Annotated in this window: 24 protein-coding genes; 15 read left to right on the top strand and 9 right to left on the bottom strand. The window is 59.6% G+C overall.

From position 1 onward, the window contains the following. Positions 1 to 145 precede the first annotated feature (145 nt). The 3 genes from AC07YV_RS03375 to AC07YV_RS03365 all read right to left on the bottom strand — a co-directional run bounded on the left by AC07YV_RS03375 (position 146) and on the right by AC07YV_RS03365 (position 1,917). Positions 146 to 742: a superoxide dismutase gene (locus AC07YV_RS03375; protein ID WP_008022038.1), complete on the bottom strand. Its 597-nt coding sequence runs from the start codon at positions 740 to 742 to the stop codon at positions 146 to 148. Between the two features lie 164 nt (positions 743 to 906). Then, positions 907 to 1,509, bottom strand: a complete 603-nt coding sequence (locus tag AC07YV_RS03370; RefSeq protein WP_015096661.1) for a LysE/ArgO family amino acid transporter — start codon at positions 1,507 to 1,509, stop codon at positions 907 to 909. Positions 1,510 to 1,515: 6 nt separating this feature from the next. Further along, entirely contained in the window at positions 1,516 to 1,917 is a 402-nt protein-coding gene (locus tag AC07YV_RS03365) for an ACT domain-containing protein (protein WP_102698428.1), read from the bottom strand. A 96-nt stretch (positions 1,918 to 2,013) separates the two neighbouring features. Here AC07YV_RS03365 and AC07YV_RS03360 point away from each other — a divergent pair, with 96 nt between their 5' ends. From AC07YV_RS03360 to AC07YV_RS03345, 4 genes are all read left to right on the top strand, one after another. Next, entirely contained in the window at positions 2,014 to 2,907 is an 894-nt protein-coding gene (locus AC07YV_RS03360) for a LysR family transcriptional regulator ArgP (protein ID WP_102698427.1), read from the top strand. A gap of 54 nt (positions 2,908 to 2,961) precedes the next feature. After that, positions 2,962 to 3,954, top strand: coding sequence for an NAD-dependent epimerase/dehydratase family protein (locus AC07YV_RS03355; RefSeq protein ID WP_102698426.1), 993 nt, complete (start codon positions 2,962 to 2,964; stop codon positions 3,952 to 3,954). Between the two features lie 116 nt (positions 3,955 to 4,070). Beyond that, positions 4,071 to 4,943, top strand: a complete 873-nt coding sequence (locus AC07YV_RS03350; RefSeq protein WP_102698425.1) for an ATPase — start codon at positions 4,071 to 4,073, stop codon at positions 4,941 to 4,943. Positions 4,944 to 5,198: 255 nt separating this feature from the next. Next, positions 5,199 to 6,047, top strand: a complete 849-nt coding sequence (locus AC07YV_RS03345) for a cache domain-containing protein (RefSeq protein ID WP_102698424.1) — start codon at positions 5,199 to 5,201, stop codon at positions 6,045 to 6,047. A 124-nt stretch (positions 6,048 to 6,171) separates the two neighbouring features. On the opposite strand, the gene AC07YV_RS03340 is transcribed toward AC07YV_RS03345, so the two are convergent. Both AC07YV_RS03340 and pobA read right to left on the bottom strand, forming a co-directional pair. Next, a complete protein-coding gene (locus tag AC07YV_RS03340; protein ID WP_102698423.1) occupies positions 6,172 to 7,689 on the bottom strand; it encodes an MDR family MFS transporter in 1,518 nt (505 codons plus the stop codon). Positions 7,690 to 7,767: 78 nt separating this feature from the next. Then, positions 7,768 to 8,961 (bottom strand): 4-hydroxybenzoate 3-monooxygenase, encoded by a 1,194-nt coding sequence (pobA, locus tag AC07YV_RS03335; RefSeq protein ID WP_102698422.1) that lies wholly within the window; start codon positions 8,959 to 8,961, stop codon positions 7,768 to 7,770. 182 nt (positions 8,962 to 9,143) lie between these two features. On the opposite strand from pobA, the gene AC07YV_RS03330 reads away from it, so the two are divergent. Next, positions 9,144 to 10,040: a helix-turn-helix domain-containing protein gene (locus AC07YV_RS03330; protein WP_102698421.1), complete on the top strand. Its 897-nt coding sequence runs from the start codon at positions 9,144 to 9,146 to the stop codon at positions 10,038 to 10,040. A 9-nt stretch (positions 10,041 to 10,049) separates the two neighbouring features. On the opposite strand, the gene AC07YV_RS03325 is transcribed toward AC07YV_RS03330, so the two are convergent. After that, positions 10,050 to 10,226: a hypothetical protein gene (locus AC07YV_RS03325; protein WP_172435705.1), complete on the bottom strand. Its 177-nt coding sequence runs from the start codon at positions 10,224 to 10,226 to the stop codon at positions 10,050 to 10,052. Positions 10,227 to 10,379: 153 nt separating this feature from the next. Beyond that, entirely contained in the window at positions 10,380 to 11,285 is a 906-nt protein-coding gene (locus AC07YV_RS03320; protein ID WP_102698419.1) for a LysR family transcriptional regulator, read from the bottom strand. Between the two features lie 240 nt (positions 11,286 to 11,525). On the opposite strand from AC07YV_RS03320, the gene AC07YV_RS03315 reads away from it, so the two are divergent. The 3 genes from AC07YV_RS03315 (at position 11,526) to AC07YV_RS03305 (ending at position 15,103) form a co-directional block, all read left to right on the top strand. Next, complete coding sequence (locus AC07YV_RS03315; RefSeq protein ID WP_102698418.1) at positions 11,526 to 12,404, top strand: MBL fold metallo-hydrolase; 879 nt, start codon at positions 11,526 to 11,528, stop codon at positions 12,402 to 12,404. Positions 12,405 to 12,822: 418 nt separating this feature from the next. Beyond that, positions 12,823 to 14,052: an alpha-xenorhabdolysin family binary toxin subunit A gene (locus AC07YV_RS03310; protein WP_102698417.1), complete on the top strand. Its 1,230-nt coding sequence runs from the start codon at positions 12,823 to 12,825 to the stop codon at positions 14,050 to 14,052. Positions 14,053 to 14,080: 28 nt separating this feature from the next. Then, complete coding sequence (locus AC07YV_RS03305; RefSeq protein WP_102698416.1) at positions 14,081 to 15,103, top strand: alpha-xenorhabdolysin family binary toxin subunit B; 1,023 nt, start codon at positions 14,081 to 14,083, stop codon at positions 15,101 to 15,103. 68 nt (positions 15,104 to 15,171) lie between these two features. Here AC07YV_RS03305 and AC07YV_RS03300 read toward each other — a convergent pair whose 3' ends face one another. Next, complete coding sequence (locus tag AC07YV_RS03300) at positions 15,172 to 16,047, bottom strand: LysR substrate-binding domain-containing protein (protein ID WP_102698415.1); 876 nt, start codon at positions 16,045 to 16,047, stop codon at positions 15,172 to 15,174. A 159-nt stretch (positions 16,048 to 16,206) separates the two neighbouring features. Between AC07YV_RS03300 and AC07YV_RS03295 the strand changes: the two genes are divergently transcribed. From AC07YV_RS03295 to AC07YV_RS03270, 6 genes are all read left to right on the top strand, one after another. Further along, positions 16,207 to 17,844: a 5-guanidino-2-oxopentanoate decarboxylase gene (locus AC07YV_RS03295; protein WP_102698414.1), complete on the top strand. Its 1,638-nt coding sequence runs from the start codon at positions 16,207 to 16,209 to the stop codon at positions 17,842 to 17,844. Then, positions 17,841 to 19,289 (top strand): aldehyde dehydrogenase family protein, encoded by a 1,449-nt coding sequence (locus AC07YV_RS03290; RefSeq protein ID WP_102698533.1) that lies wholly within the window; start codon positions 17,841 to 17,843, stop codon positions 19,287 to 19,289. Before AC07YV_RS03295 ends, AC07YV_RS03290 begins: the two co-directional genes overlap by 4 nt. 319 nt (positions 19,290 to 19,608) lie before the next feature. Continuing rightward, a complete protein-coding gene (locus AC07YV_RS03285; RefSeq protein ID WP_007978499.1) occupies positions 19,609 to 20,712 on the top strand; it encodes an extracellular solute-binding protein in 1,104 nt (367 codons plus the stop codon). A 206-nt stretch (positions 20,713 to 20,918) separates the two neighbouring features. Next, on the top strand, positions 20,919 to 21,827 hold the full coding sequence (locus tag AC07YV_RS03280) for an ABC transporter permease (RefSeq protein WP_102698413.1): 909 nt from the start codon (positions 20,919 to 20,921) through the stop codon (positions 21,825 to 21,827). Continuing rightward, positions 21,824 to 22,672 carry an ABC transporter permease gene (locus AC07YV_RS03275; RefSeq protein WP_007978496.1) on the top strand — a complete coding sequence of 283 codons (849 nt, stop codon included), beginning with the start codon at positions 21,824 to 21,826 and terminating at the stop codon, positions 22,670 to 22,672. The genes AC07YV_RS03280 and AC07YV_RS03275 overlap by 4 nt, the downstream gene beginning before the upstream one ends. A gap of 18 nt (positions 22,673 to 22,690) precedes the next feature. Then, complete coding sequence (locus AC07YV_RS03270; RefSeq protein WP_102698412.1) at positions 22,691 to 23,746, top strand: ABC transporter ATP-binding protein; 1,056 nt, start codon at positions 22,691 to 22,693, stop codon at positions 23,744 to 23,746. Between the two features lie 130 nt (positions 23,747 to 23,876). On the opposite strand, the gene AC07YV_RS03265 is transcribed toward AC07YV_RS03270, so the two are convergent. Further along, entirely contained in the window at positions 23,877 to 24,806 is a 930-nt protein-coding gene (locus AC07YV_RS03265; RefSeq protein WP_102698411.1) for an AraC family transcriptional regulator, read from the bottom strand. A gap of 362 nt (positions 24,807 to 25,168) precedes the next feature. On the opposite strand from AC07YV_RS03265, the gene AC07YV_RS03260 reads away from it, so the two are divergent. Then, the gene (locus AC07YV_RS03260; protein ID WP_102698410.1) at positions 25,169 to 25,522 is read left to right on the top strand and encodes a putative quinol monooxygenase; all 354 of its coding nucleotides are present in this window, start codon (positions 25,169 to 25,171) and stop codon (positions 25,520 to 25,522) included. Positions 25,523 to 25,560: the final 38 nt, after the last annotated feature.

Genomic DNA, 25,560 nt, shown 5'->3' with positions numbered 1-25,560 from the left:
ATCTGTATACGACACGATCCAGTGTGGGAGCGGGCTTGCTCGCGAAGACGGCCGGATAATCGATACATTTTTCATTGATGTGGCCACTTTCCCGAACGCATAAAAAAACCCGGCAAAAGCCGGGTTTTTTTGACTGGCGTCGAGCTTAAGCGGTGAAGGTTTTGCCTTCGAACTGCTCAGCCACGAATTTCCAGTTGACCAGGTTCCAGAACGCTTCGACGTACTTCGGACGCAGGTTGCGGTAGTCGATGTAGTAAGCGTGTTCCCAGACGTCGCAGGTCAGCAGCGGGGTGTCGCCGTTGGTCAGCGGGTTGCCGGCGCCGATGGTGCTGGCCAGGGCCAGGGAACCGTCAGCCTTCTTCACCAGCCAGCCCCAGCCGGAACCGAAGGTGCCGATGGAAGTCTTGCTGAACTCTTCCTTGAACTTGTCGAACGAACCGAAAGCTGCGTTGATGGCTTCAGCCAGTGCGCCGGTTGGTTGACCGCCGGCGTTTGGCGCCAGGCAGTTCCAGTAGAAAGTGTGGTTCCAGACCTGTGCGGCGTTGTTGAAGATACCGCCCGAGGAAGTCTTGACGATTTCTTCCAGGGTCTTGCCTTCGAACTCGGTGCCTGGCACCAGGTTGTTCAGGTTCACGACGTAGGTGTTGTGGTGCTTGTCGTGGTGGAATTCCAGAGTTTCCTTGGAAATGTGCGGCTGCAGGGCATCGTGTGCGTACGGCAGCGGCGGCAATTCGAAAGCCATGATGATTCTCCTAATCAGGTCAGTTGCGGTGAGCGCAAGGCCGATCACGGGCGGCCAGACAAGCGCCGGGGAGTTTGTACTCTTTGCGGCGCAGGGAGACGGATCATAGCACCGGGGGGGCGGCATAACCACGCAACAACTGTGTGGAATAGAGGTTCCGCGAATCAGATGGCCGCGATCAACTGCAGCGCTACGGCAAACATCATCACCGCCACCAACAGATCGAGAATTCGCCAGGTACCGGGGCGGGCGAGCCAGGGAGCCAGCCATGCCGCACCCAGCGCCAGGGTGAAGAACCACAGCAGCGAGGCACTGGCCGCGCCGACCACATAAGCGCCGGGCTCGGTTTGTTGTGCGCCCAGGGAGCCGATCAGCAAAACGGTGTCCAGATAGACGTGCGGGTTGAGCAAGGTCACCGCCAGCGCGCTGAGCATGACCGCCCGCAGCGAGCGTACGGTCTGACCCTCGCCCTGCTCAAGGCTCTGTTTCGAAAAGGCCCGGCGCAGTGCCTGGGTGCCATACCACAACAGAAACGCTGCACCGCCCCAGCGGGCGATGGCCAGCAATGTCGGGTTCTGTGCCAATACCGTCGCCAGGCCGAATACCCCCGCCGCCACCAACAGGGCGTCGCAGGCCACGCAGAGTGCCGCGACCGGCAGGTGATGTTCACGCCGCAGGCTTTGCGCGAGGACAAACGCATTCTGGGTGCCGATCGCCATGATCAGGCCAAAGGCCACCAACAGGCCGTTCATATAACTTTGCCACATGATTTTTTACTCCGCGTTGGCTGCCAGATCCCGCAGCACCTGCAGGGCACGGTCGGCGTCGGCCTGGCCGACAAACAAATGGTCGTGGTAGTAGCCGGCAATCACGTTGCAACTGATGCCGGCCTTGCCCAATGCCGTGGCGAATGCCGCAGTCAGGCCTACCGCTTCGAGTGCCGAATGCACGTTCAGGGTGATCCAGGCGGCGATGTAGTCGAAGCTGAACCCGGCTTGTTCGGCGTGGGAGCGTTCGAGGATCACGGTCAGGCCTTCCTGCTCACGGAAGCTGCCGACAATCTCCAGCCCCGCAGGCAACTGGCCGTCGCGCAGGGTGCAGAACACGTATTCGCCGGCATTGAGTTGCGGGCTCATGCTGCGCAGCAGCGTTGCCAGTGAAGTTTCGCCAGCCATGTGGGTGATCCTTGTTCAAGAGTTCTTGCTGGTCATTGTCCCTGTGAAGGATGTATAAGAAAAAACAATCTTGCTGATCGCTCATTAGGAAAACTGATGTTCGACTATAAATTGCTTTCTGCCCTGGCCGCCGTGGTCGAACAGGCCGGTTTTGAACGGGCAGCCCAGGTGCTGGGCTTGTCGCAGTCGGCGATATCCCAGCGCATCAAGCTGCTGGAAGCGCGGGTTGGCCAGCCGGTGCTGGTGCGGGCCACACCGCCAACACCGACGGAAATCGGTCGGCGGTTGCTCAACCACGTGCAGCAGGTGCGCTTGCTTGAACGGGATTTGCAAAGCCAGGTGCCGGCACTGGATGAAGAGGGCCTGCCGGAACGCCTGCGGATCGCCCTGAACGCCGACAGCCTGGCCACCTGGTGGGCGCAGGCGGTGGGGGAGTTTTGCGCGCAACAGCATCTGTTGATGGATCTGGTGGTCGAAGACCAGACCGTCGGCCTCAAGCGCATGCGCGCCGGCGAGGTGGCAGCCTGTGTCTGCGCCAGCGAGCGTCCGGTGGCGGGCGCGCGCAGCGTGCTGCTGGGGGCCATGCGTTACCGTGCGCTGGCCAGCCCGGCCTTTATTGCCCGGCATTTTCCGCAAGGCGTACGCGCCGATCAGTTGGCCCGCACCCCGGCGCTGGTGTTTGGCCCGGACGATTTCCTGCAGCACCGCTACCTTGCGTCCCTCGGTGTCGAGGGTGGTTTCGAACACCATTTATGCCCGTCGTCGGAAGGCTTCATTCGATTGACCGAAGCCGGTCTGGGCTGGGGGCTGGTTCCGGAACTGCAGGTACGCGAGCAGCTTGAAAGGGGCGTGTTGCGGGAGTTATTGCCAGATAAGCCGATCGATGTGCCGCTGTACTGGCATCATTGGCGTAATGGCGGTCAGTTGCTGGGGCTGCTCACCGATCAATTGGTCAGCGCATCGAAGCAATGGCTGGTGCCCTTGGACTGACGCGCAGCGTCAAGACCTCACGTAATACGCAAAACGAAATATTCGGAGCAATTCATGAAGATTCTGGTTACCGGCGCAAGCGGCTTCATCGGCGGACGCTTTGCGCGTTTTGCCCTGGAGCAGGGCCTGGATGTGCGGGTCAACGGTCGCCGGGCCGAGAGTGTGGAGCATCTGGTACGCCGCGGAGCGGAGTTCATCCAGGGCGACTTGAGCGACCCGGAACTGGCGCGCGAACTGTGTTCGGACGTCGAGGCCGTGGTGCATTGCGCCGGTGCCGTCGGTTTGTGGGGACGTTATCAGGACTTCCATCAGGGCAACGTCCAGGTCACCGAGAACGTGGTCGAAGCCTGCCTGAAGCAACGGGTTCGGCGGCTGGTGCATTTGTCGTCGCCGTCGATCTATTTCGATGGTCGAGATCACCTGGGCCTGACCGAAGAGCAGGTGCCCAAGCGCTTCAAACACCCTTACGCCGCCACCAAGTACCTGGCCGAGCAAAAAGTCTTCGGCGCCCAGGAGTTCGGTCTCGAAACCCTGGCCCTGCGCCCGCGCTTCGTGACCGGGGCCGGCGACATGAGCATCTTCCCGCGCCTGTTGAACATGCAGCGCAAGGGGCGCCTGGCAATCATCGGCAACGGTCTGAACAAAGTTGACTTCACCAGCGTGCAAAACCTCAACGAGGCGTTGCTCAGCAGTCTGCTGGCCAGCGGTTCCGCGCTGGGCAAGGCTTACAACATCAGCAACGGCACGCCGATTCCGTTGTGGGACGTGGTCAATTACGTCATGCGCAAAATGGACGTCCCACAGGTTACCCGCTACCGCTCCTACGGCCTGGGCTACAGCGTGGCGGCGCTCAACGAGGGCGTGTGCAAGATTTGGCCGGGGCGTCCCGAACCGACGCTGTCGCGCCTGGGCATGCAAGTCATGAACAAAAATTTCACCCTGGACATCAGCCGCGCCCGGCATTATCTGGATTACGATCCCAAGGTCAGCCTCTGGACGGCGCTCGATGAATTCTGTGGCTGGTGGAAGGCGCAGGATATTCGCTGAGGCTCGAACAACGTGCCATTTCTGAACCGGATACGGGCTTCAGGGTCAATGGTTGCGGCTGTGGGGTTTATACTGCGCGGCATAAAGCCATTATGTGATTCATTAAGGTTGATTCAATGTCCATGCGAAACGATGCCAACGACGACTTCGACGATGTACCGAGCCTGCGTGCAGACGTTCTCGATGACGATTATCCGCCGACTGCTCGCACGGTCGTGCATTCGCGCACGGCGCCGGTGGTGAAGGTCAAGGCGGCGAGTACCGGTCCCCTGTGGGCGTTGGTCGGGGCGTTGTTCTTTGCGTTCGCGGGCCTGGCCTGGTGGAGCTTTCAGCAGATCTCCCTGATGGAACAGCAACTGGTGGCGACCCAGGAAAGCTTCGCGCGGATCAGCGAGGAAGCGGCAGGGCGCCTGCAGGATATTTCCGGAAAGGTTGTGGCCAGCCAGACCAGTGTCACCTCCGACAGCGAGGCCCTGAAGCTGCAAATCCGCCAACTGGAAGGCAAGCTCCAGGACCAGAGCACCCAACAGCAAGGTGTGGCCGGCCAGGCCTCGGACCTGGACAAGCGACTGGCGCAAATGACTGCGCAAACCACCGAAGTGGACAAGCGCCTTGCACTGATGGCCGCCCAGGGCACCGAACATCAGACGGTCAATACGCAGTTGCAGGCCGAGGTCAAAGCCTTGAGTGCTGAAGTGGCCGCCCTGAAAAGTGCCCCGTCCGACTCGGAAAAATTCGATGCACAGTTGAAAAGCCTGGGTGCCGACATCGTCGCCCTGAAGAAGCAAGGCAACCCGAGCGCTGCCATCGAGCGCCTCGAGCAAGATATCGTCGTGCTCAAGAGCGTGCAGGACAACCGGCCGGCCGCCGCACCGGGCGCGACCAATACCGCCGAGTTCGATGCCTTCCGCAGCCAGGTCACCCGCAACATCAATACCCTTCAGGCGCAGATCCAGAACCTGCAACAGCAGTTGCGCGCCCGGCAGTAATCGACTGCTCCAGAAGCATTTGTGGCGAGGGAGCTTGCTCCCGCTCGGCTGCGCAGCAGTCGTAAATCGGGCACCGCGGTTTACCTGTGCAATCGCGGCGAATGGATTTGGGGCGGCTGCGCCACCCAGCGGGAGCAAGCTCCCTCGCCACACAAGCCCCATCGCACCACAGCACTCAGCGTTTTCCTGAATATCCATGCCTCCCCCCATTGCCGTCTACGCTCTTGAAACACCATCAGGAACGAGGGATGCGCAATGGGGTTTCTGCATAAGTTCGCCTTGCTATGCGGTATGTTTTTACTGTGCCTGGGTCAGGCACAAGCCGCCGGGACGGAAAAGGACGACAGCAAGGCGGCCATCGCCCTGCTGGAAAAAGCCTTGGCCTACTACCACCAGAACGGCGACAAGGCCTTTGCGGCGTTCAGTCGCCAGGGCGAGTTTGTCGACAAGGACCGTTACGTCTTTGTGCTCGACACCAAGGGCGTGATGCTTGCCAGCGGCGGACCGTCGTCGGCGTTGATTGGCCGGGACGTGTCGGAGGTGCTTGGGCCGGACTTGCAGAAAACCTTCAAGGACGCCCTGAAAGTGCCGGAGGGCAATGGCATTCAGCAGGCGGAGTATCGCTGGCAGAACTGGAGCGACGGCAAGGTCGAGCGCAAGCATGTCTACTACCAGCGCATCGGCCAGCGGATTCTGGCGGTCGGTTATTACCTGCCCCGGGCCTCCGCTGAACAGGCCATGGCCTTGCTGAACAAAGCGGCAACCGATCTGGCCAAGGACGAAAAGGGCACCCTGACGGCGATCAATTCCCTCAAGGGCGGCTACCTGCAGGATGACCTGTATGTGTTTGTCGTCGACCTGGACACCCGGCGTTATGTGGCCCACGGCACCAACCTGCGGCTGATCAACACCGACTTCAGCAAGATCGAAGACCCGGAAGGCAAGCCGGTGGGCGAGCCGATTCTGGCGTTGATGGCCAAACAGGATTACGGCGAATACGAATACCGCTGGAAAAACCCGGTGACCGGCAAGGTCGAGAACAAGCATGCCTACCTGAAGAAGGTCGGGCATTTTCTGGTGGCTGTGGGGTATTACAGCCCTTGATTTTAGGGTTTCAATGAGGACGTCTTCGCGAGCAAGCCCGCTCCCACATTAGACCGAGTTCTTCATCAGCACGCGGTCAACTGTGGGAGCGGGCTTGCTCGCGAATACAGGCAACGCGGTCCACCTATCGAACCTTGTCCTCACGCCCGCGCAACAACATGTTCGGCATGGCAATCGCCGCCGCCAACCCCAGCAACGACACCACCGCACTGACTGTCAGCAAGTGCCGGAACGTCAGCAGCAATTCAGCACGCAAGGCGTTCTGCGCCTCACCTGGTGCGGCGTTCAATCCGTCGAGCAACACATTCCCCGAACTGCCTTCGGCAATCAGCGACGAGCCGGCCAGGTGTGCGAAGCTTGAATCCTGCAACAAGGCCAGCAGCAGCGCCGACATCAACGCCACACCCACGGCACCCCCCAGCGAGCGGAACAGATTGGTGGTGCTGGTGGCGACGCCGATGTCCCGCTGGTCCACCGAGTTCTGCGTGCCGACCAACGATGTCGGGAACTGCATGCCGGAGGAAATCCCGCAGAGCAGCATGAACAAGCTGCTCACGACGAATGCCTGCGGCGGGCTGAACGCCATGCCGAAAATCGCGATGGGCATCAGCGCGGCACCGGTGAGGATCATTGGTTTGTAGCGCCCGGTCACCGAGGTGCGGCGGCCCGCGAAGTACGCGCCAATCGGCAAGCCCATGGCCAGCGGCAGCAGATGCAGGGCGGCGCTGTCGGCCCCGGCGCCGGTGACGCTCTGGAAGCGCAACGGCATCAACACGATCAGCGAGATGGCCTGGAAACTGGTGAAGAAAATCGTGCACCAGCACAGGATCGCATTGCGGTTGGCGAACAGATGCATGGGCAGCAGCGGCTCCCGTGCCCGCCGTTCATGAACGACGAACAGCCCCAGCACCAGTACCGCACAAGCGAGCAGCGCCAGCACTTCGGCACTGCGCCAGGAATGACCCTGACCGACCTGCGTGATGCCCAGCAACAATGCCGTCAGCCCGATGATCATCAACACGGTGCCCAGGTAATCGATGACCGGTTTGCGTTGCGGAACCGGCAGGCCTACCAGCGTGCGATGGGCCACCAGCCAGGCACCCAGGCCCAGCGGCAGGTTGATCAGGAACACCCAGCGCCAGGACAGGTATTCGGTCATGTAACCGCCGAGCACCGGGCCGGCCACGCTGGCCACCGCGTACATGCTGCTGAAATAGCCCTGATAACGACCGCGTTCCCGTGGCGGCACGATGTCACCGATGATCGCCTGGCTCACCGAAATCATTCCGCCGGCCCCGATGCCCTGGAAGATCCGCGCCAGAACCAGTTGCTCCATGCTCTGGGCCATGCCGCAGAACACCGACGCCAGGGTGAACAGGCCCATGCCGAACAGCATCAACTTGCGCCGCCCGTACAGGTCACCCAGTTTTCCGTAGATCGGCACCGCCACGGTCATGGCCACCATGTAGCCGGAAATCACCCAGGCCAGCAGGCTGACGTCCTTGAATTGTGCGGAGATGGCCGGCATCGACACGGCGACGATGGTCTGGTCCAGCGCCCCGAGAAAGATCGCCAGCATCAGCGCGATCAGCACGCTGCGGATGGCGGGTTTGGGCGTTTCAGGCTGATGGAGATTGGTCACGGGAAAACCTGCGGGCAGTGATTGACCCGCACGAGGCAAGGCGAGCGGGGATGCTCGCCAGTGTAAGTCGATAGCAGGCTATTCGATAGCCTCATAAGGAAGCCCGACGTAGTTTTCCGCAATGGTTTTCCGACCCGCCTCGGAGTCGATGAAATAGTCCAGTTCCGACTCGGCAATGCGCTGGCTGAAGGCATCGTGCTCCTCGAAACGGTGCAGCATCGAGGTCATCCACCAGGAAAACCGCTCGGCCTTCCATACCCGGCGCAGGCAGATTTGCGAGTATTTCGCCAGCAGATCAAGGCGGTTTTCACGGTAAACCTTGAGCAGGATATTGAACAGCGTACTCACATCGCTGGCTGCCAGGTTCAGGCCCTTGGCGCCGGTGGGCGGAACGATGTGCGCGGCATCGCCGACCAGGAACATCCGCCCGTATTGCATCGGTTCGACCACGAAGCTGCGTAGCGGCGCGATGCTTTTTTCGATGGACGGGCCGGTCACCAGTTTGTCTGCCAACGCCTGTGGCAACCGCGTCTTGAGTTCATCCCAGAAGCGTTGATCCGACCAGTTATCGACATGATCGCTGGTGGGCACTTGAAGGTAGTAACGGGTGCGTGTCGGCGAGCGCATGCTGCACAGGGCAAAACCGCGTTCATGGCGGGCGTAGACCAGTTCGTCGTGGACCGGCGGGGTATCGGCCAGGATCCCGAGCCAGCCGAAGGGGTAGATCCGTTCGAAGACTTTCAGGCTGTCGGCGGGAATGGACTGCCGCGCCACGCCATGGAAGCCATCGCAACCGGCGATGTAGTCGCAATCGAGTCGCCAGGTCTCACCCTCCTTCTCAAAAGTGACAAAGGCTTCGTCGGTTTTCATACCGTGGGGAACAACGTTGGCTGCCTGGTAAATCGTTTGCGCGCCGGCCTCCCGACGGGCGGCCATCAGGTCGCGGGTGACTTCGGTCTGGCCGTAGATCATCACGGTTTTGCCACCCGTGAGGGCGTGCAGATCGATGTGCACCTGGCGCCCGTCTAGGGCCAGTTCGAAGCCGCCATGCACCAGCCCCTCGGCGTCCATGCGCTGACTCACGCCGGCCTGACGCAACAGCTCTACCATGCCTTGTTCAAGCACGCCGGCGCGGATCCTGCCCAGTACATAGTCCGGGGTCTGACGTTCGAGAATGAGGGTGTCGATACCGGCGTTGTGCAGCAATTGGCCGAGCAACAAGCCTGAAGGGCCGGCACCAATGATGGCGACCTGGGTTTTCAGCGTTTTCATTGTTTTTATGACTCGCAAGCTTCACGCGACCAGGGGCGGTGAATGATTTTTATGGATCGAGTGCTTGCATTTTTCCCTTGCGAGTCTGTCAATTGAAGGTGAAAACTGAGCCGAAAGCTGTACATTCTGCCAATCGGTGCGATTATCGCCCGCCATCAAACTCCGAGGCCTGGATTGAAGTGATGAACAAGCCTGACCTGCCTTCGATTCCGGTGTTCAAGCTCTACGGTGAAAGCCTGGATTGGCCAACCCCGGACTTGCTGCACTGTGAGACCATTTCCAAACGCAGCCGCGAACATCATTGGGAAATCAAACCCCACCGCCACGCTGATTTATGCCAACTGCTCTTCGTATTCAAAGGCCAGGCAGAGCTTGAAATCGAAGGCCAACGTACACAACTGGTGGAACCGGGGATCCAGATCCTGCCTCCGCTGTCGGTACATGGCTTTCGCTTTTCCGAAGACGTGGAAGGCTTTGTCGTGACCCTGGCCGCGCCGCTGATCGCCCATCTGCAGATGCAGTTGGGACACTCGGTCAACGCCCTGGCCCAGGCCGAAAGTTACCCGGCAGGCAAGGACGCCGATTACCTCAACAGCCTGTTCAGTGCCTTGCAGAGCGAATACAACAGCCATCAACCGGCGCGGGAAATGCTCATGCATTCGCTGGTCAGCGTGATTGTGGTGTGGGTCAGCCGCCAGGTGATCCAGCGTCGCACCGCCATGGCGCGACCGCAGCGGGCCCGGGAATACCTCAACGGCTTTATTCAACTGGTGGAAGAGACTTATCGCCAGCACGTCAAGGTCGAGGATCTGGCGCACCGGCTGGGGATTTCCGTGTCGCACCTCAATGGCACCTGTCGTGAGCTGGCGGGGCAACCGGCGTTGCAGATCATGCACGAACGGCAATTGCTGGAGGCCAAGCGCTTGCTGACCTACACCAGCATGACCATTTATGAAATGTCCGACGTGTTGGGGTTTTCCGATCCGACCAACTTCACGCGCCTGTTCCGGCGTCGTGTGGGGATTTCGCCCAAGGCCTTCCGTGACCGCTTGAAGGCCGATCAGGACAACGAAGCCTGACCCCCTTCCTTACCGGAGGGCGTTGAGGGTGGCGTTGTGGGGGATGCATCGCTCGAAGTTGCAGCTCGCGGCTTCACGGGGCTGGTTGCGCAGTTGCTCGACGCGCCAGGCGGCAGCGCCATACAGCCCGAGCGTGACCGCGCAGGTGATGAAGATCGCGAGGTATCTTCTTGTTCTGATGTTCATGGCGTTGACCTCTGAACGAATACCTTTCGGTATTACATTGAGCATAGGTCAGCGCTGGTGAGTTGTGTAGGAGCTGCCGAAGGCTGCGATCTTTTGATCTTGCTTCTTAAAATCAAAAGATCGCAGCCTTCGGCAGCTCCTACACGGGCGGGGTTACAGGCCGATGTCCCATTCGGGCTCCTGTGGAAACCTGAGCACCAGAAAATCCAGCAAGCTGCGCAGCGCCGCCGGCATGTGCTTGCGTGAGGCATACACCGCGTACACGTTCATTTGCCGGGGTTCGGCCGTCGGCAGCAGGCGAATCAATTCGCCGCTGTGAATGTGCACGCCGGCCTGGTAGGTGGGTAGCATCGCCACCCCGGCGCCGGCGATCGTTGCGCGCAACAGTGTGCTGGCCTCGTTGGCGCTGATGTTGCCCTGCACCGGTACTGAAACCTGCTCGCCGTCCTGATCGAAATGCCAGAGGCTTTTGCCGAAGTAGGAATGGGTCAGGCAGTTGTGCAGGCTCAGGTCCTCGACCCGTTGCGGCGCCGGATGTTCGCGCAAGTAAGCAGGGGAAGCGCAGATCACCGAGCGGCAAACCGTCAGGCGGCGGGCGATCAGGTTCGGGTCCAGGTCGTTGCTGGTGCGGATCGCCAGGTCGATGCGCTCGTCCACCAGGTTCACGGTGCGGTCGAGCATCTGCATGTCGACGCTGACGCCGGGGTAGCGCTTGACGTACGCGGCCATGGCATCGGCCAGTTGCGCCTGGCCGAACGAGGTGCTGACGCTGATCCGCAGCAGGCCGCGCGGTGCGTCATCCGGTTCGCTGACGGCGGCTTGCATGTCGCTGGACAAGTCGAGCATCTGTCGGCAGCGGGGCAGGATCTCGTTGCCGGCGGCGGTCAGGCTCAACTTGCGTGTGGTGCGGTGCATCAGGCGCGCGCCGACCCAATCTTCCAGTTCCGCCAGATACCGCGACACCACCGGCCGTGACAGCTCCAGGTGATCGGCGGCGGCCGACTGGCTGCCGAGGTCGACCACCGTGACGAACACCCGCATTGCTTGAAGACGATCCATGATTTGCCCGCTTTCAGAAACAAACTATGTTCAAGCATCGCATTTTTTGTACCGAGTCAGGCAACTAAGCTCTGTTCCCCTGTAGGAGCGAGCTTGCTCGCGATGGACGTTAACGATAACGCGGGTTGTCGGTTAAACGCGGCGTCTTCAAGTCCATCGTCGGAACGCCGCCCGGAGCAAGCTCGCTCCTACAAAAAAAGGGCATCCGCCACGCACGGCATTCGAACAACGGAGCAACAGATGATCGGTTTCACCACCCTCAAGCGCGTTTTACTGGCAAGTGCCGCCTTCGGTTTCGTCGCCCATGCAGCTGCCTCGCCCCTGACACTGGATGTCTACAACCCCGGCGAAAAAGCCATCTTCCCGGTGACCTCGGTGCTGGTCAGCGGCGAAAAGGAAGCGATCCTGGTGGATGCCCAATTCGGCAAATCCCAGGCCGAGCAGGTGGTGGAAAAAATCCGCGCCAGCGGCAAGCAATTGACCACCATCTACATCAGTCACGGCGACCCGGACTACTACTTCGGCCTCGACACCCTGACGGCCGCGTTCCCCAAGGCCAGGGTCCTGGCCTCGCAGCCGACCGTCGACCACATCAAGCAAACCGTCGACGGCAAACTGGCCTTCTGGGGCCCGAAAATGGGCGCCGATGTGCCGGCCAAAACCATCGTGCCGGACGTGCTCAAGGGCGACAGTCTGATCCTCGAAGGGCAGAAGTTGCAGGTGCTGGGTCTTGAGGGGCCGCAGCCGGATCGCAGCTTTGTGTGGATTCCGTCGATCAAGGCGGTCGTCGGTGGTGTCGTGGTGGCGCAAAACATCCATGTGTGGATGGCCGACACGCAAACGCCGCAGTCCCATGCCGATTGGTTGGCTACGCTGCATTCCATTGAAACCCTGAAACCTCAGGTCGTGGTGCCGGGGCATTACCTCGGCAAGAGCGATCGTTCCCTGGCAGCTGTGCAGTTCACCGCCGCTTACATCAAGGCCTTCGACGAAGAAACCGCCAAGGCCAGGGATTCCGCTGAACTGATTGCGGCAATGAAAAAACGCTTCCCGGCACTGGGTGATGAAAGCTCCCTGGAACTGAGCGCCAAGGTCGCCAAAGGTGAGATGAAGTGGTAAGTCGTTAATTGTTCTCACGCAGGTGGGAATAGACTTGTACAAACACCTCGAATGTTCGGGGTGTTCGCGTAGAAAACATCAAATTCAACAATAGCTCGAAGCTCAGTTTATTGTCCCTGTCGACAATGAAATGGGCTTCGTGTTTTTTTGTTGGGTGGGTGTTTTTTGAACGTCTTGAAAAATAGCATAAATGATAAAAAGTTGCGTGTGTATTGGTGGGGTATATAAGTATCGCTGATGTGGTTAGCTTTGAGGCTGTTTTGGTTTTGGCATTTTTAATCGGGGGCGATAAGTCCTACGTGACTTGACGTAGACGGATGATAGTAGGTCGGTTGTTGGGGGCGTATTGTTTTCTGGTCATGAGCTCTATTCGTTGCTTTGTGATGCGTATGAATATTAACTCAAGCGTGGAGAATATATGGAAATTGATCTGGAGACGGCTGCCAAGGAATTGGAGGTCAGGGGGGAGCAGGTTTTTTCACAGTTGGAAGGTATAAGTGGCATAGTTAATGCCGCTAGATTTGTACCTGTGCAATACTTTGAAAAAAAGGTGGAAAATATTGATGATGAAACATTCATTGTCAAAAAAAGTCATGTGGTAATGATTAAGCGCTATGTTCGCGCCGGGCTTTCGTTGCCAGTCAATCTCGGCGAGATTGAAGATTATCTTGGGTACAAGAACGCGGGTCACCCGCTGCTTGAACCGACAAGCATGCAGCAGTTCTATCAGGAAATTCATTCGCATGCTTTATCCTGGGCAACCTTGGAGCGAGAGACAAAAAACATCGGAAACAGACTGGACTTGTTTGCCAGAAGTTTTTTTGAAAGCGGTTCGGCGATCATTAATCTCTTGAAGGAAACCGAAACCTACAGGCGCGTGGAAGGCAATATAGATTCACTGAACGATGATGAAAAAACACAACTAGCGTCCATTCCACTGAGTAGTACCGACACAAAGCGTGTTGAAAGCCTTCGTAAGGCGCTTAAGTACGCCAAAAAAGATGTTGCGGAGTTTTATCTCGCGGTTGCTGATGTTAATGCTATGGCTGTTGAGTTTTCTCGCAAGATATCGGATGGGTTATTGATCAAGCTGGAACATAAGCTGAAGGCTGTCGATGAGGTGAGCATCGACAAGCATGAAGGTATTGATAAGCTTCGTGAACAAATAAAAGATCTTGATGAGGCAATTGCTGAAAAGCAAACAGAGTATGACTATCAGGTAGGGTATGCCTTTACCGGTTTGGTATTCGGCCCACTGGGTCTGATAGTGACAGGCGGTATATTCGGCGCCGAAGCTGAAAAAACCAGAGCGCAGAAAAATGAGTTGCTAGAGCAAAAGAACCGATTGGTTACCCAGATGTCGTCTGCTCGCCTGTCTCAAAATTTAATAACGCTGACGACAAATTTTTCCGAGATGCGCGCATTAATGAAAGATGCTGAAAATGGTATCAAGTGCATCGAGGATGTGCTCGGTATTGTCTGGAATAGTCTGGGTGTGTCTTTGGGTGAGTTCGAAGACGGAGCGAGTGACCTGGATTTGATTTTGTTGGTGCTGAACCTTCAGGCGATTTTTAATCCATGGAAAACCATTCAAGGGCATGCTCACGCCTTGTCCACGGTTTTTAATCAGGTCGTTGAGGGTAAGTAAATATTTTGGTTCAAGGAGGAACTCTGCTATGAAAGACCATGAAGCTATTACAAGTAATCATTATGTGGTGCCCGATACCGGCGCAATGAGACGTGCCAAGGATCGATTGAATATGAGTGTGAGTGATGGGAGATTCGATTTTTTGCCCTCATCACAAGAGAAATTATTGAGTGTCAGTAGTGACCTGAATGATGCACATCAGCAGTTGTTTGAGGATGTCAAGAAAATCACTGCGTTATTGGCCAACTCTGGCTTGGAAGCAACGCTGGCGAGCATTGAGAAAATGCGTAGCAATACTGTATTGTCTGCCTTGAAGAAAGATGAACACGTTAACCGGTTGCTCGAACATGGGGTCGCACGGATTGCTGAGTCTCAGATCGCATTAGTGGTTGCCAATAATTATTTGGCTCGGGTAGCTGAAGATTTTGTTACGATCCGTTTTGCCGAGTCAACCATTGGTTTGCGTCGTACCTTTGATAGTGAAGTGAACGCTATTGAACAGCGCATCGGGGCTGACGAGGGCGACCTGGGAATGTTAAAGAAGGACAAGCAGTTTATCGACGACGCTATCCAGAAGTTCAAGGCCCCGGGCTGGCGCGATATTGTCAGTAGTCTGCTGCCGAGTGCAGAAGAAATCGAGGCCGCAATAAAGTTGGTTGCCACCGGGAAACCGGATAAGGAATTCTTGAAACTAGTATTGAACAAGCTTCAAGGTAACTTTGAAGCGCTCGACCAAGGGCGTCAATTCACCGACCTCGCCCAAGCGCGGGACGCAGTGCGTGATAGAATGAGCGAGCTGAACGACAGCATCAAGTCGGATAAATTGCAAGTACGCGAGTTGCAGTGCAAGCTCGGCGCGTTGGATGAACTGGGCGCATTGGATTCGGTACTTTTAAGTTGGTCGGAGCAAGTCGCAAAGGTCGCTGAGGCATACTCGAATTTTCTCCGGATAAACAACCCAAAATTGATCGTCGATGTGCCGACATTGAAGGACACTGCCGAGCGTTATGACGTATTCTTGAATTACTTGAAGTCCATCAAAAAAAGCTGAATGCTGATATCAGCAAAAGGCCATGCTTCGTGCATGGCCGGTTCGATTGATTGGGCCAACGCCAAGGTTCATCGCGCCTGTTCCACCAACCACGCCATCAGCTCGCGCAGTTTGGGCGAAGGCCCGGGTTTTTCCGGGAACACCAGGTAATACGCAAGACCTGTTTTCACCTTCAATTCGAATGGCATGACCAGCCGCCCGGCACTCAGGTCATCGCCGATCAGCGACCAGTCGCCAATCGCCACCCCCGTTCCCTGGGACGCCATCGACATTGCCAGGTCCAGTGTTTCGAAATGCTGGCCCTTGCCGACATTGGTCAAATTCACATCCGCGGCTTTCAACCAGGCCTTCCAGTCCCGTTCATCGCGGGTCGGGTGCAGCAGCAGGTGTTGTTGCAGATCGGCAGGTGTCTGCAGGGGCATGGGGCCTTCGAGCATCGGTCTGGAACACACCGGCGTGAGTTGCTCGTCGAAGAGTTTTTGCGACATCAATGAATTGTCCGGCGGTGCGCCGTACATCACCGCCGCATCGAACTGCTCGAGATGAAAATCCACGCCGTGCTTGACCGTGGTGGTCAGTTCCACCGGCACGTCCGGGCGTTCCCTTTGCCATTGCAGCAGGCGCGGCAGCAACCAGCGCATGACGCAGGTCGGTGCCTTGAGTTGCAGGGTTTCGCGCTTCTCGCCGATCTGCTCCACGGCCTCGTCGATCAGGCCGAAAATCTGCTGCACCCGTGGCAGCCACTCCCGTCCTTCGGCGGTCAGGTCCAGGCCTCGGGCCTGGCGAATGAACAGTTCATAACCCAGGTGATCTTCCAGCCCGGCGATCTGCCGGCTGACCGCGCCCTGGGTGATGTGCAGTTGTTCGGCGGCCCGGGTGAAATTGCAGCACTGCGCGGTAATCAGAAAAGTGTGCAGCGCCGGCAGGGGAGGCAGTCGTTTCATTGGGATCCAAGGTATGACGTGAGGACATGGCTAGTATGACTTTTTATCCATTGTTGCGGCTACGTGTCGCCCGTTCCAATGAGGCCATTCCCGGGCCTGCCAATCCATCATAAACACAGCGCATGCCCGGCGTCTCAAACGAACAAGAAGGGCAAAGACATGGCGACGTGCGGCGAAGTATTGGTCAAGTTACTCGAAAACTACGGAGTCGAGCAGGTATTCGGCATTCCGGGGGTTCATACCGTGGAGCTGTATCGCGGGCTGGCCCGTTCGAGCATCAACCACGTGACGCCGCGCCATGAGCAGGGCGCCGGCTTCATGGCCGACGGCTACGCCCGCACCAGCGGCAAACCGGGCGTGTGCTTCATCATCACTGGCCCAGGCATGACCAACATCACCACCGCCATGGGCCAGGCCTACGCCGATTCGATCCCGATGCTGGTGATCTCCAGCGTGCAATCGCGCAGCCAGTTGGGCGGCGGTCGCGGCAAGCTGCATGAACTGCCGAACCAGGGCGCACTGTGCGCCGGTGTCGCGGCGTTCTCCCACACCCTGATGTCGGCGTCGGAATTGCCGGGTGTGCTGGCTCGCGCCTTTGCGCTGTTCCAGGCAGGCCGTCCGCGTCCGGTGCACATTGAAATTCCATTGGACGTGTTGGTCGAAGACGCTGACGAGCTGCTCAGCAGCCTGCCGGTCAACATCGACCGCGCCGGTGCTTCGCCGAGTGCCGTGTCGCGCATGACCGAATTGCTGGCCAACGCCAAGCGTCCGCTGATTCTCGCCGGTGGCGGTGCCATCGACGCGGCGCCCGAGCTGACCGAACTGGCCGAACTGCTGGACGCACCGGTCGCCCTGACCATCAATGCCAAGGGCATGCTTGCCTCCGGCCACCCGCTGCTGATCGGCTCGACCCAGAGCCTGGTCGCCACCCGTGCGCTGGTCGCCGAGGCCGACGTGGTCCTGGCCATAGGCACCGAACTGGCCGAGACCGACTACGACGTGACCTTCGCCGGTGGCTTCGAGATTCCTGGCAAGTTGCTGCGCGTGGACATCGACCCGGACCAGACCGTGCGCAACTACCCGCCGCACGTGGCATTGGTGGCCGACTCGCGCAACGCTGCCCAGGCCTTGCTCAGCGCCTTGTCGCACAAATCCCTGGCCGAACGCCGCAACGATTGGGGCCAGGTACGGGCCGCTCGTCTGCGTGAAGACCTGGCCGTGACCTGGGACGCGCCGACCCTGGCCCAGACCCGTTTCCTCGAAACCGTCCTGCACGAGCTGCCGGACGCGGTGTTCGTCGGTGATTCGACCCAACCGGTATACACCGGCAACCTGACGTTCAACCCGGAGCGCCCGCGTCGCTGGTTCAACTCGTCCACCGGTTACGGCACCCTCGGTTACGCCTTGCCGGCGGCGATTGGCGCCTGGCTCGGCGGCAGCGCTGAAAACGGTGCTCGCCCGCCAGTGGTGTGCCTGATCGGTGACGGCGGCCTGCAGTTCACCCTGCCGGAACTGGCCAGTGCCGTCGAAGCGCGTACCCCGGTCATCGTGCTGCTGTGGAATAACCAGGGTTACGAAGAGATCAAGAAATACATGGTCAACCGTGCCATCGAGCCGGTCGGCGTGGACATCTACACCCCGGACTTCATCGGTGTGGCCAAGGCCTTGGGTTGCGCGGCCGAAGCCGTCAGCAGTGTCGAGCAATTGCGCGGCGCATTGCGTGTGGCTCACGATCGCCAGGGCCCGACCCTGATTGAAATCGACCAGGCCGAATGGATGAAGGCGGTGTCGAAATGACGTTCCCGACTACCCTGGATGGCCTGTACATCAACGGCCAATGGTCGGCCGGTAATGAACACCTGCGGGTGATCAACCCGGCGACCGAAGCCCTGTTGACCACGGTCAATGGCGGCGATGAGCGTGCAGTTGATCAAGCGGTGAGCGCGGCGACCCAGGCGTTCGCCGGCTGGTCGAAAACCACCGGTGCCGAACGCGCTGCCATCCTGCGCAAAATCGCCGCGGGCGTGCAGGCCAGCCGTGAAAAACTGATGCACTTGCAGTCGAGCAACAACGGCAAGCCGCAATTCGAAGCCGCGATCGACGTCGATGACGTAATCGCCACGTTCGAGTATTACGCCGGTCTGGCCGAAGGGCTGGACGCGAAACAGGACAGCGCCATCGAACTGCCGAGCGACGATTTCAGCGCTCGCCTGCGCCGTGAGCCGTGCGGTGTGGTCGGCCTGATCGTTCCGTGGAACTTCCCGATGGTCACCACCGCGTGGAAACTCGCCCCGGCCCTGGCCGCCGGTTGCTGCGTGGTGCTCAAGCCTTCGGAAGTCACGCCGCTGCCGGAGCTGGAACTGGCAACGATCATTGCTGAAGCCGGCTTGCCGGCGGGCGTGTTCAACCTGGTGTGTGGCACCGGCCTGGCCGTTGGCGCGCCATTATCGGCGGATCCGCGGATCGCGAAAATTTCCTTCACTGGCAGCAACGCCGTTGGCGTGCAAGTCATGCAGCGGGCGGCGGAAACCGTCAAAGGCGTGAGCCTGGAACTGGGCGGCAAATCATCGCTGCTGGTGCTGGCCGATGCCGACCTCGACCTGGCAGTGGAAGTGGCTTGCGGCGGTGGTTTCTTCAACGCCGGGCAGATGTGCTCCGCCACCAGCCGCGTGCTGGTCGCCGATGAGCTGGCCGATGAATTCCTCAGCCGCGTGAAGGCCCGTGCCGAAGCGATTCGTGTGGCCGACCCGTTCGACCCCAACGTGGAAATGGGTGCGCTGGTCAATCAGGCGCAATACCAGCGTGTACTGGGCCACATCGATCGTGGTTTGAGCGCCGGCGCCAAACTGGTTTGCGGTGGCAATCGCCCGGCGGACCTGCCGCGCGGATATTTTTTGCAGCCGACGGTTTTCACCGAAGTGCCCCTCGACAGTGCGCTGTGGTGTGAAGAGATTTTCGGCCCGGTGATCTGCGTGCGCAGTTTCGCCTCTGAAGCCGAGGCGATTGCCCTGGCCAACGACAGCCAGTTCGGCCTGGTCGCCAGTGTGGTCACGCGTAATGCCGAGGCTGCCGACCGCGTCGCCAATGCTTTGCAGGCAGGGCTTGTGTGGATCAACGCACCGCAGGTGATCTTCCCGCAGACCGCCTGGGGCGGCTACAAGCAGAGCAGCATCGGCCGCGAATTGGGGCCCTGGGGCTTGCAGGCTTTCCAGGAAATCAAACACGTGATCCGGGCTGTCTGACGCCGATCTCTGTAGGAGCGAGCCTGCTCGCGATGGACGTCAACGATAACGCGGGGTACCTGAATGAGCGCGGTGCCCTTGCGTCCATCGCGAGCAGGCTCGCTCCTACAGGAAACCTATCCGCATGCCCCGAAAGAAGGCATGCACTGGCGTCATGGCTTCAATGAGTTTTTATCGATAGTCAGCTGTTTTACACAACCTCAGGATGAACTCGCTGGCTCAGCCAAGCCCCGAAAATACGAGGGCTAACGCTGATCCGGTCGCGCGGATGCAACAGTTTCGACCTGCCTTATACCTACAAAAACAAAGGGAGTCCGTAATGGGCGAGCATGATCTGAACAGACGTCAATTTATCAAGACCGTGGGCGTAGCCTCGGTTGCAGCGGCAGCCATGAGCATGCCGTTCATCAAGGCCAATGCCAGCGACACACGTTTTGCCGGCAAGACCCTGCGTTTGCTGACCTGGTCCGATGACACAGGCCTGGCTGCACTGCGCAATATCGCCGCGACGTTCGAAGACAAGTACGGCTGCAAGGTCATCGCTGACCGCACCGGCAGTACCTCGGAAATGGTCGCCAAACTCAAGGCCGGCGGTGATCGTCCGCAGTACGACATCATCACCCTGGCAGGCGTTGGCGCCGAAGGTCTGGCCGCCGCCAACCTGCTGGAAAAACCCGACCTCAACCGCATTCCCAACCTGGTCGATGTCCCGGAGAAATACCGCACCGGCGCCAATGGCCACGGTATCGGTTACCTGCTGTGGTGCAACAGCCTGGTCTACAGCACCCGCACCCAGAAAGAAGCCCCGACCAGCTACGCCTCCCTGTGGGATGCCGACGCGGCGCCGAACATCTTCCTGCCGCCGCCGAACTGGACCGAGGCCATGGACCTGATCATCATCGCCGCCAAACTGGCCGGTGGTGACGAGCACAACATCGAACCTGGCTTCAAGAAACTCGCCGAGCTGAAAGATCGTGTGGTGACCCTGGGTGAAAACCCGAACCAGATCGCCGAACTGTTCCGCACCGGTTCCCTGGACATGGGCGGCCTGTACGCACCGGCGTTCTTCCCGAAACAGATCCGCGATCCGAACTACGGTCTGGGCGCGACCTTTGGCATGAAGGAAGGTTTCTACACCGACCTGATGCTCTCGGTGATGCCGAAGAACCGTCCGGGCGATACCGACATGGCCTATGCCTTCATCAACCACTCCCTGGACCCATTGGTGCAGGGCAAGATGGCTGAAGACATCTACAACGGCCCGGTCAACGCCAAGGCGATCATCTCCGCCGAAGCGCGCAAGAGCCCGTACATCCTCACGCCGGAGCAGATTGCCGAGAAGGCGATCATGCACGACAACGCCTTCCTGGCGACTGTGCATGACCAATGGATTCGTCGTTACACGGAAATCTTTTCTTCCTGATCTGAATAGCGGGGAGGTTCTTCGAACCTCATCGCGGCACAGGTCTGAAGGTTGACCGGATACCCCTGTAGGAGCTGCCGAAGGCTGCGATCTTTTGATCTTGATCTTTGAAAATCAAAAGATCGCAGCCTTCGGCAGCTCCTACAGGGACCGGTTACCACACCCGCATTCCTGCGCTTGATCTTCCATTGACGAGACCCTTTGCTATGGAACACCAACCTCTGACCCATCCGGTGAGTGCCGCCCCCGTGCGCGCCGCTCGGGGTGTTTCGCCAACGACGCGCGCCTGGTTTTTCCTCACGCCGTCGATGCTGTTTCTTGGCGTACTGATTGCCGCGAGCCTCTTGGTACTGCGCATGAGCGTGGGCACCAAAGGCGCGGAATGGTCCGGGTTCAGCCTGGCCAGCTACGCCCAGTTGCTGGAACCCTATTACCTCAAATCCCTGATGCTGACCCTGCGCCTGGCGCTGATCAGTGCGGTGATCGCAGTGATTCTGGCGATCCCGGTGGCCTACACCATGTCGCGCCTGACCTCGCCGTTCGTGCGACGGATCTTCCTGGCGGCGGTGTTGCTGCCGTTGCTGGTCAACCTGCTGCTGCAAAGCTACGGCTGGCTGGTGATCCTCGGTCCAGGCGGCATGCTCAACCAGGCCTTGATGGGCCTGGGCCTGATCAAGCGCCCGATCATGCTGTTGTACAACCAGAACGGCGTGTTGATGGGCCTGGTGCAAACCGCCTTCCCGCTGGCCGTGTTGCCGATCGCCAGCGCCATGCGCGGCGTCGCGCGCAGCTACGAAGAAGCCGCCGCCACCCTCGGCGCCAGTCGCTTCCAGGTGTTCCGCCAGGTGGTCTTGCCGATGAGTCTGCCGGGGATCATTACCGGTGCGACCCTGGTGTTCGCCTACAACGCCAGCAGTTTCGTGGTGCCCTTGCTGCTCGGTGGCCGGCGCGTACCGATGCTGGCGGTGATGGTGCATGACCAGATCGCCCCGCTGATGAACTGGCCTGCCGCATCCGCTGCCGGCGTGGTGCTGATCGTCACCACACTCGCGATCATGACCCTGTCCGAATACATCACTGGCCGTCGTCGCCGCATGCTGGAGGCTTCCCAATGAGTACCCTGACCAAGAAGCGCTATGGGCTGTTGCCTGGCGAGACCGGCAAGTTCGCCGGCATCCTCTCCGGCTTCATCCTGCTGTTGGCGGTGCTGCCGATCCTGACCATGATCGTGATGTCGTTCAGCGGCGCGTCGAACCTCGACTTCCCGCCGAGCAGCTACAGCCTGCAATGGTACAAGGCCGCCTGGCACACCTTCGTGTCGCCGGACGCCAGCGATGTCCTGAGCCTCGGCCAGGCCATGAGCACCAGCCTGCTGGTGTCGTGCCTGACCATGATTTTCGCCACGATCATCGCAGTGCCGGCGGCCTACGCGCTGACCCGTTGCGAGTTCCGCGGCAAGGCCGTGGCCCTGCAACTGATGTCGTTGCCGCTGGTGTTCCCGATGGTGGTGTTGGGTCTGGCGTTGCTGCTGGTGTTCGACAGCCTGCCGTTCCACATGACGACCTCGCGCCTGGTGATTGCCCACGTGATCCTGGCACTGCCGTTCGTGGTGAAGAACTGCACGGCGGCGATGCTCTCCATCGGCAGCGAAGTCGAGGAGGCCGCGCAGATGCTCGGTGCTTCACCGCTGCGGGCGATTGTCGATGTGGTGGTGCCGTTGATGAAGTCGGGAATCCTGGCGGGCATGCTGCTGGCGTTCATCGTCTCGTTCAACGAGTTCACCGTGACTTACTTCCTCTACACCATCGATGTGATGACCGTGCCGATCTGGATGTACAGCCGCACCGTGTCTTCGCTCGACCCAACCGTATTTTCGTTTGCCGTGCTGATCGTGCTGATCGACTTCGTCCTGATCTGGGCGCTGGAGAAGCTGGTTGGTGAAGGCGGCGTTTCGTTCTGATTTCTTGAGGTACTTCAAATGTCTGGTCTGATTCTGGAAAACGTCGAGAAACATTACGGCTCGGCCTGCGCGGTAACCGATGTGAACCTGCATTTGCCCGAGGGCAAACTGGTGTGTTTCCTCGGCCCTTCGGGCTGTGGCAAAACCACGCTGCTGCGCATGATTGCCGGCCTTGAAACCCTGACCGGCGGCGAGATCCGCCTGGACGGTGAAGACATCGGCCACACCCCGGCGCACCTGCGCAACTTCGGCATGGTGTTCCAGTCCCTGGCGCTGTTCCCACACATGACCGTGGGTGAAAACATTGCCTATCCGCTGAAACTGCGCGGGGTCAACAAGGCTGACCAGCAGGCGCGGGTGGTGGAGTTACTGGAGCTGATCCAGTTGCAGCAAATGATTGATCGTCCGGTGGCCAAGCTCTCTGGCGGGCAACGCCAGCGTGTGGCGATAGCCCGGGCGATTGCCAACCACCCGAAAATCCTCCTGCTCGACGAACCGTTGTCGGCGCTGGACGCCAAGCTGCGCGAATCGATGCAGGTGGAAATCCGTCAACTGCAACAGCGCCTGAACATCACCACCATCATGGTGACCCACGACCAGCGTGAAGCCATGACCATGGCCGATATCGTGGTCGTGCTGGGTGAACACCGGGTGCAGCAGGTCGGCACGCCGATTGAAATCTACCGGCACCCGGCCAACGAGTTCGTCGCGGACTTCATCGGCTCGGGCAACATCTTCCCGGCCACGGCGCTGGGCAACGGCAAGGTCAGCCTGCCAGGTGGCGATGCGCTGCAAGTGCCGATCTGCACGAGCGTTGCGGCAGGGGAAAAGGTGAAGATGCTGATTCGTCCGGAAGACCTGCAACTGTCGGCGCCACAGGCGACGGCGGGCAACCGCTTGCTGGGCAAGGTGACCTTCGTGCGCGATATCGGCGCGACCATCGAGACCACGGTCGAGTGTTCCGGGGTGTCGTTTACCGCGCTGAGCACGCCATGCCAGGGCTTTGGCCTGAGCGTCGGTCATCCGGTGTCGGTGACCTTGCCGGCGGAGGCTTGCCGGGTACTTGGGGCCTGATCCAGGTTTGATGCTGTTTGTACTGGCCTCATCGCGAGCAAGCTCGCTCCCACATTGGACGGTGTACGCTGGACCCTGTGGGAGCGAGCTTGCTCGCGATGAGGCCGGTACTGCTTGCAAAGAAACAAGCTCAAACAGATAGCCGCAACCGCGCCAGATCCCGCAACGGCGGCGCCCCGAACAACCGGCTGTACTCCCGGCTGAACTGCGAAGGGCTTTCATACCCGACGCGAAACCCCGCCGCCGAAGCTTCCAGCCCTTCGGCCAGCATCAACCGCCGTGCTTCCTGCAGGCGCAACTGCTTCTGATACTGCAACGGACTCATCGCCGTCATCGCCTTGAAGCGGTGATGCAGGGTCGACACGCTCAGGTTCACTTCCTTCGCCAGATCATCAATGCGCAACGGCTGTTCGAAATGGCCATTGAGCCATTTGATCGCCTGGCTGACGCGATGGCTCTGACTGTTGGCGATGGCGATTTCGTACAGTCGATGCCCCTGTTTGCTGCGCAACAGGCGATAGAGAATCTCCCGGCGAATCAGCGGCGCGAGCATGGCGATGTCTTTCGGCGTGTCCAGTAGCCGTGCCAGGCGCAGCACGGCATCCAGCATGGCCGTGTCGAGCCGCTCGACATACAGCCCGCGCCCGGTCGGCCGGGTGGGCACGCCGAGGGGGCCGGCGTCGGCGATCAGTGCGGTGATTTCCGCCGGATCGATGTCCAGGCGCAGGGCCAGGATCGGTTCCTCGGCCGAGACATCCACCACCCGTCCGCTGAGCGGCATCGAGACCGAGACCACCAGGTAGTTCAACGGGTCGTAGTTGAAGTACTCGTTGGCCAACTGAACTTCCTTGCGCCCCTGGGCCATGATGCACAGTGCCGGTTGCGCGAGCACCGGGGCAAACTCGTGGGACTGGCTGTGGCGGGACATGAACAGCGAGCCGATGGCCGTGGCATAACTGCCATCTTCGGCGGTGTTACGGCGGATGATCGCCGCCAGTTCCGCGCGCTGCTTTTCCATGTCGGTGTCCAGCGGGGCTTGAAAGTGATCGAGCGACGTCATGCGCGGCATCCTCGGCAGGCATGGAGGGAATGGAGCAGAGCATATGTTTGTGCAAGTGGCAGCGGTAGACACATCCTGCCGGATGCTTGCCTGATTCTGCCTGGGGTGACTTCCATGCCAGTGCATGACGCCAGTGCCTGCCACCCACCAACCCCTGTAGGAGCTGCCGAAGGCTGCGATCTTTTGATTTTGTTTTCAAGATCAAAAGATCGCAGCCTTCGGCAGCTCCTGCAGGAAGTTTCGCAGGATCGTGCAATGCGCCGGCAGGAATCGACTAACGGCACCCGGGCCGTGGCCCTTAACCTTTGATCCTGTCGCAGCCCGTCCCACGGCTGCCACGCGACTCCCCGGGAGGGTTGAACATGTCCAAGCAGATCCCCGTCAGTCATATGGCCTTCGTTCGGGCGCGCACCGGGCGCTCGGCGGAACTCGGTGTGCGTCTCAGCGCCCTGATCGAACCGTCCCGCGCAGCGCCAGGCTGCCTGAACTTTGCCTTGCAGCATTCGCAGTGCGATCCGGAACTGTGGCTGGTGTCCGGTTTCTGGAGCGATCAACAGGCCATGACCGCCTACTTCAGCACGCCGGCGATGGAGATTTTTGCCGAGCTGGTGCAGGAACTGGTGGTCAACAGTCTGGATTTCCACACGTTCAAGGAGGTGTCGGCGGCGCAGGCCCTCGGTCAGTCCGGACTGACGGTACACAAACTGGCCGGTTGAGGGTTTAATGACGGCATTCTCAACCAGCCAGGATTCGC

The sequence above is a fragment of the Pseudomonas sp. GW456-E7 genome (assembly GCF_059424105.1).
The sequence above is the reverse complement of the archived record's forward strand: the minus strand, read 5'-3'. Positions and strand labels throughout refer to the sequence as shown.

Bases quoted from the DNA above. Each gene is read 5' to 3' on its own strand.
- AC07YV_RS03310 (WP_102698417.1), top strand. From the start codon at position 12,823: ATGGAAATTGATCTGGAGACGGCTGCCAAGGAATTGGAGGTCAGGGGG.
- pobA (WP_102698422.1), bottom strand. From the start codon at position 8,961: ATGAAAACGCTGAAAACCCAGGTCGCCATCATTGGTGCCGGCCCTTCA.
- AC07YV_RS03375 (WP_008022038.1), bottom strand. From the start codon at position 742: ATGGCTTTCGAATTGCCGCCGCTGCCGTACGCACACGATGCCCTGCAG.
- AC07YV_RS03300 (WP_102698415.1), bottom strand. From the start codon at position 16,047: ATGAAACGACTGCCTCCCCTGCCGGCGCTGCACACTTTTCTGATTACC.
- AC07YV_RS03315 (WP_102698418.1), top strand. From the start codon at position 11,526: ATGATCGGTTTCACCACCCTCAAGCGCGTTTTACTGGCAAGTGCCGCC.
- AC07YV_RS03355 (WP_102698426.1), top strand. From the start codon at position 2,962: ATGAAGATTCTGGTTACCGGCGCAAGCGGCTTCATCGGCGGACGCTTT.
- AC07YV_RS03330 (WP_102698421.1), top strand. From the start codon at position 9,144: ATGAACAAGCCTGACCTGCCTTCGATTCCGGTGTTCAAGCTCTACGGT.
- AC07YV_RS03290 (WP_102698533.1), top strand. From the start codon at position 17,841: ATGACGTTCCCGACTACCCTGGATGGCCTGTACATCAACGGCCAATGG.
- AC07YV_RS03360 (WP_102698427.1), top strand. From the start codon at position 2,014: ATGTTCGACTATAAATTGCTTTCTGCCCTGGCCGCCGTGGTCGAACAG.
- AC07YV_RS03280 (WP_102698413.1), top strand. From the start codon at position 20,919: ATGGAACACCAACCTCTGACCCATCCGGTGAGTGCCGCCCCCGTGCGC.
- AC07YV_RS03370 (WP_015096661.1), bottom strand. From the start codon at position 1,509: ATGTGGCAAAGTTATATGAACGGCCTGTTGGTGGCCTTTGGCCTGATC.
- AC07YV_RS03305 (WP_102698416.1), top strand. From the start codon at position 14,081: ATGAAAGACCATGAAGCTATTACAAGTAATCATTATGTGGTGCCCGAT.
- AC07YV_RS03325 (WP_172435705.1), bottom strand. From the start codon at position 10,226: ATGAACATCAGAACAAGAAGATACCTCGCGATCTTCATCACCTGCGCG.
- AC07YV_RS03265 (WP_102698411.1), bottom strand. From the start codon at position 24,806: ATGACGTCGCTCGATCACTTTCAAGCCCCGCTGGACACCGACATGGAA.
- AC07YV_RS03365 (WP_102698428.1), bottom strand. From the start codon at position 1,917: ATGGCTGGCGAAACTTCACTGGCAACGCTGCTGCGCAGCATGAGCCCG.
- AC07YV_RS03345 (WP_102698424.1), top strand. From the start codon at position 5,199: ATGGGGTTTCTGCATAAGTTCGCCTTGCTATGCGGTATGTTTTTACTG.
- AC07YV_RS03350 (WP_102698425.1), top strand. From the start codon at position 4,071: ATGTCCATGCGAAACGATGCCAACGACGACTTCGACGATGTACCGAGC.
- AC07YV_RS03260 (WP_102698410.1), top strand. From the start codon at position 25,169: ATGTCCAAGCAGATCCCCGTCAGTCATATGGCCTTCGTTCGGGCGCGC.
- AC07YV_RS03295 (WP_102698414.1), top strand. From the start codon at position 16,207: ATGGCGACGTGCGGCGAAGTATTGGTCAAGTTACTCGAAAACTACGGA.
- AC07YV_RS03320 (WP_102698419.1), bottom strand. From the start codon at position 11,285: ATGGATCGTCTTCAAGCAATGCGGGTGTTCGTCACGGTGGTCGACCTC.
- AC07YV_RS03270 (WP_102698412.1), top strand. From the start codon at position 22,691: ATGTCTGGTCTGATTCTGGAAAACGTCGAGAAACATTACGGCTCGGCC.
- AC07YV_RS03285 (WP_007978499.1), top strand. From the start codon at position 19,609: ATGGGCGAGCATGATCTGAACAGACGTCAATTTATCAAGACCGTGGGC.
- AC07YV_RS03275 (WP_007978496.1), top strand. From the start codon at position 21,824: ATGAGTACCCTGACCAAGAAGCGCTATGGGCTGTTGCCTGGCGAGACC.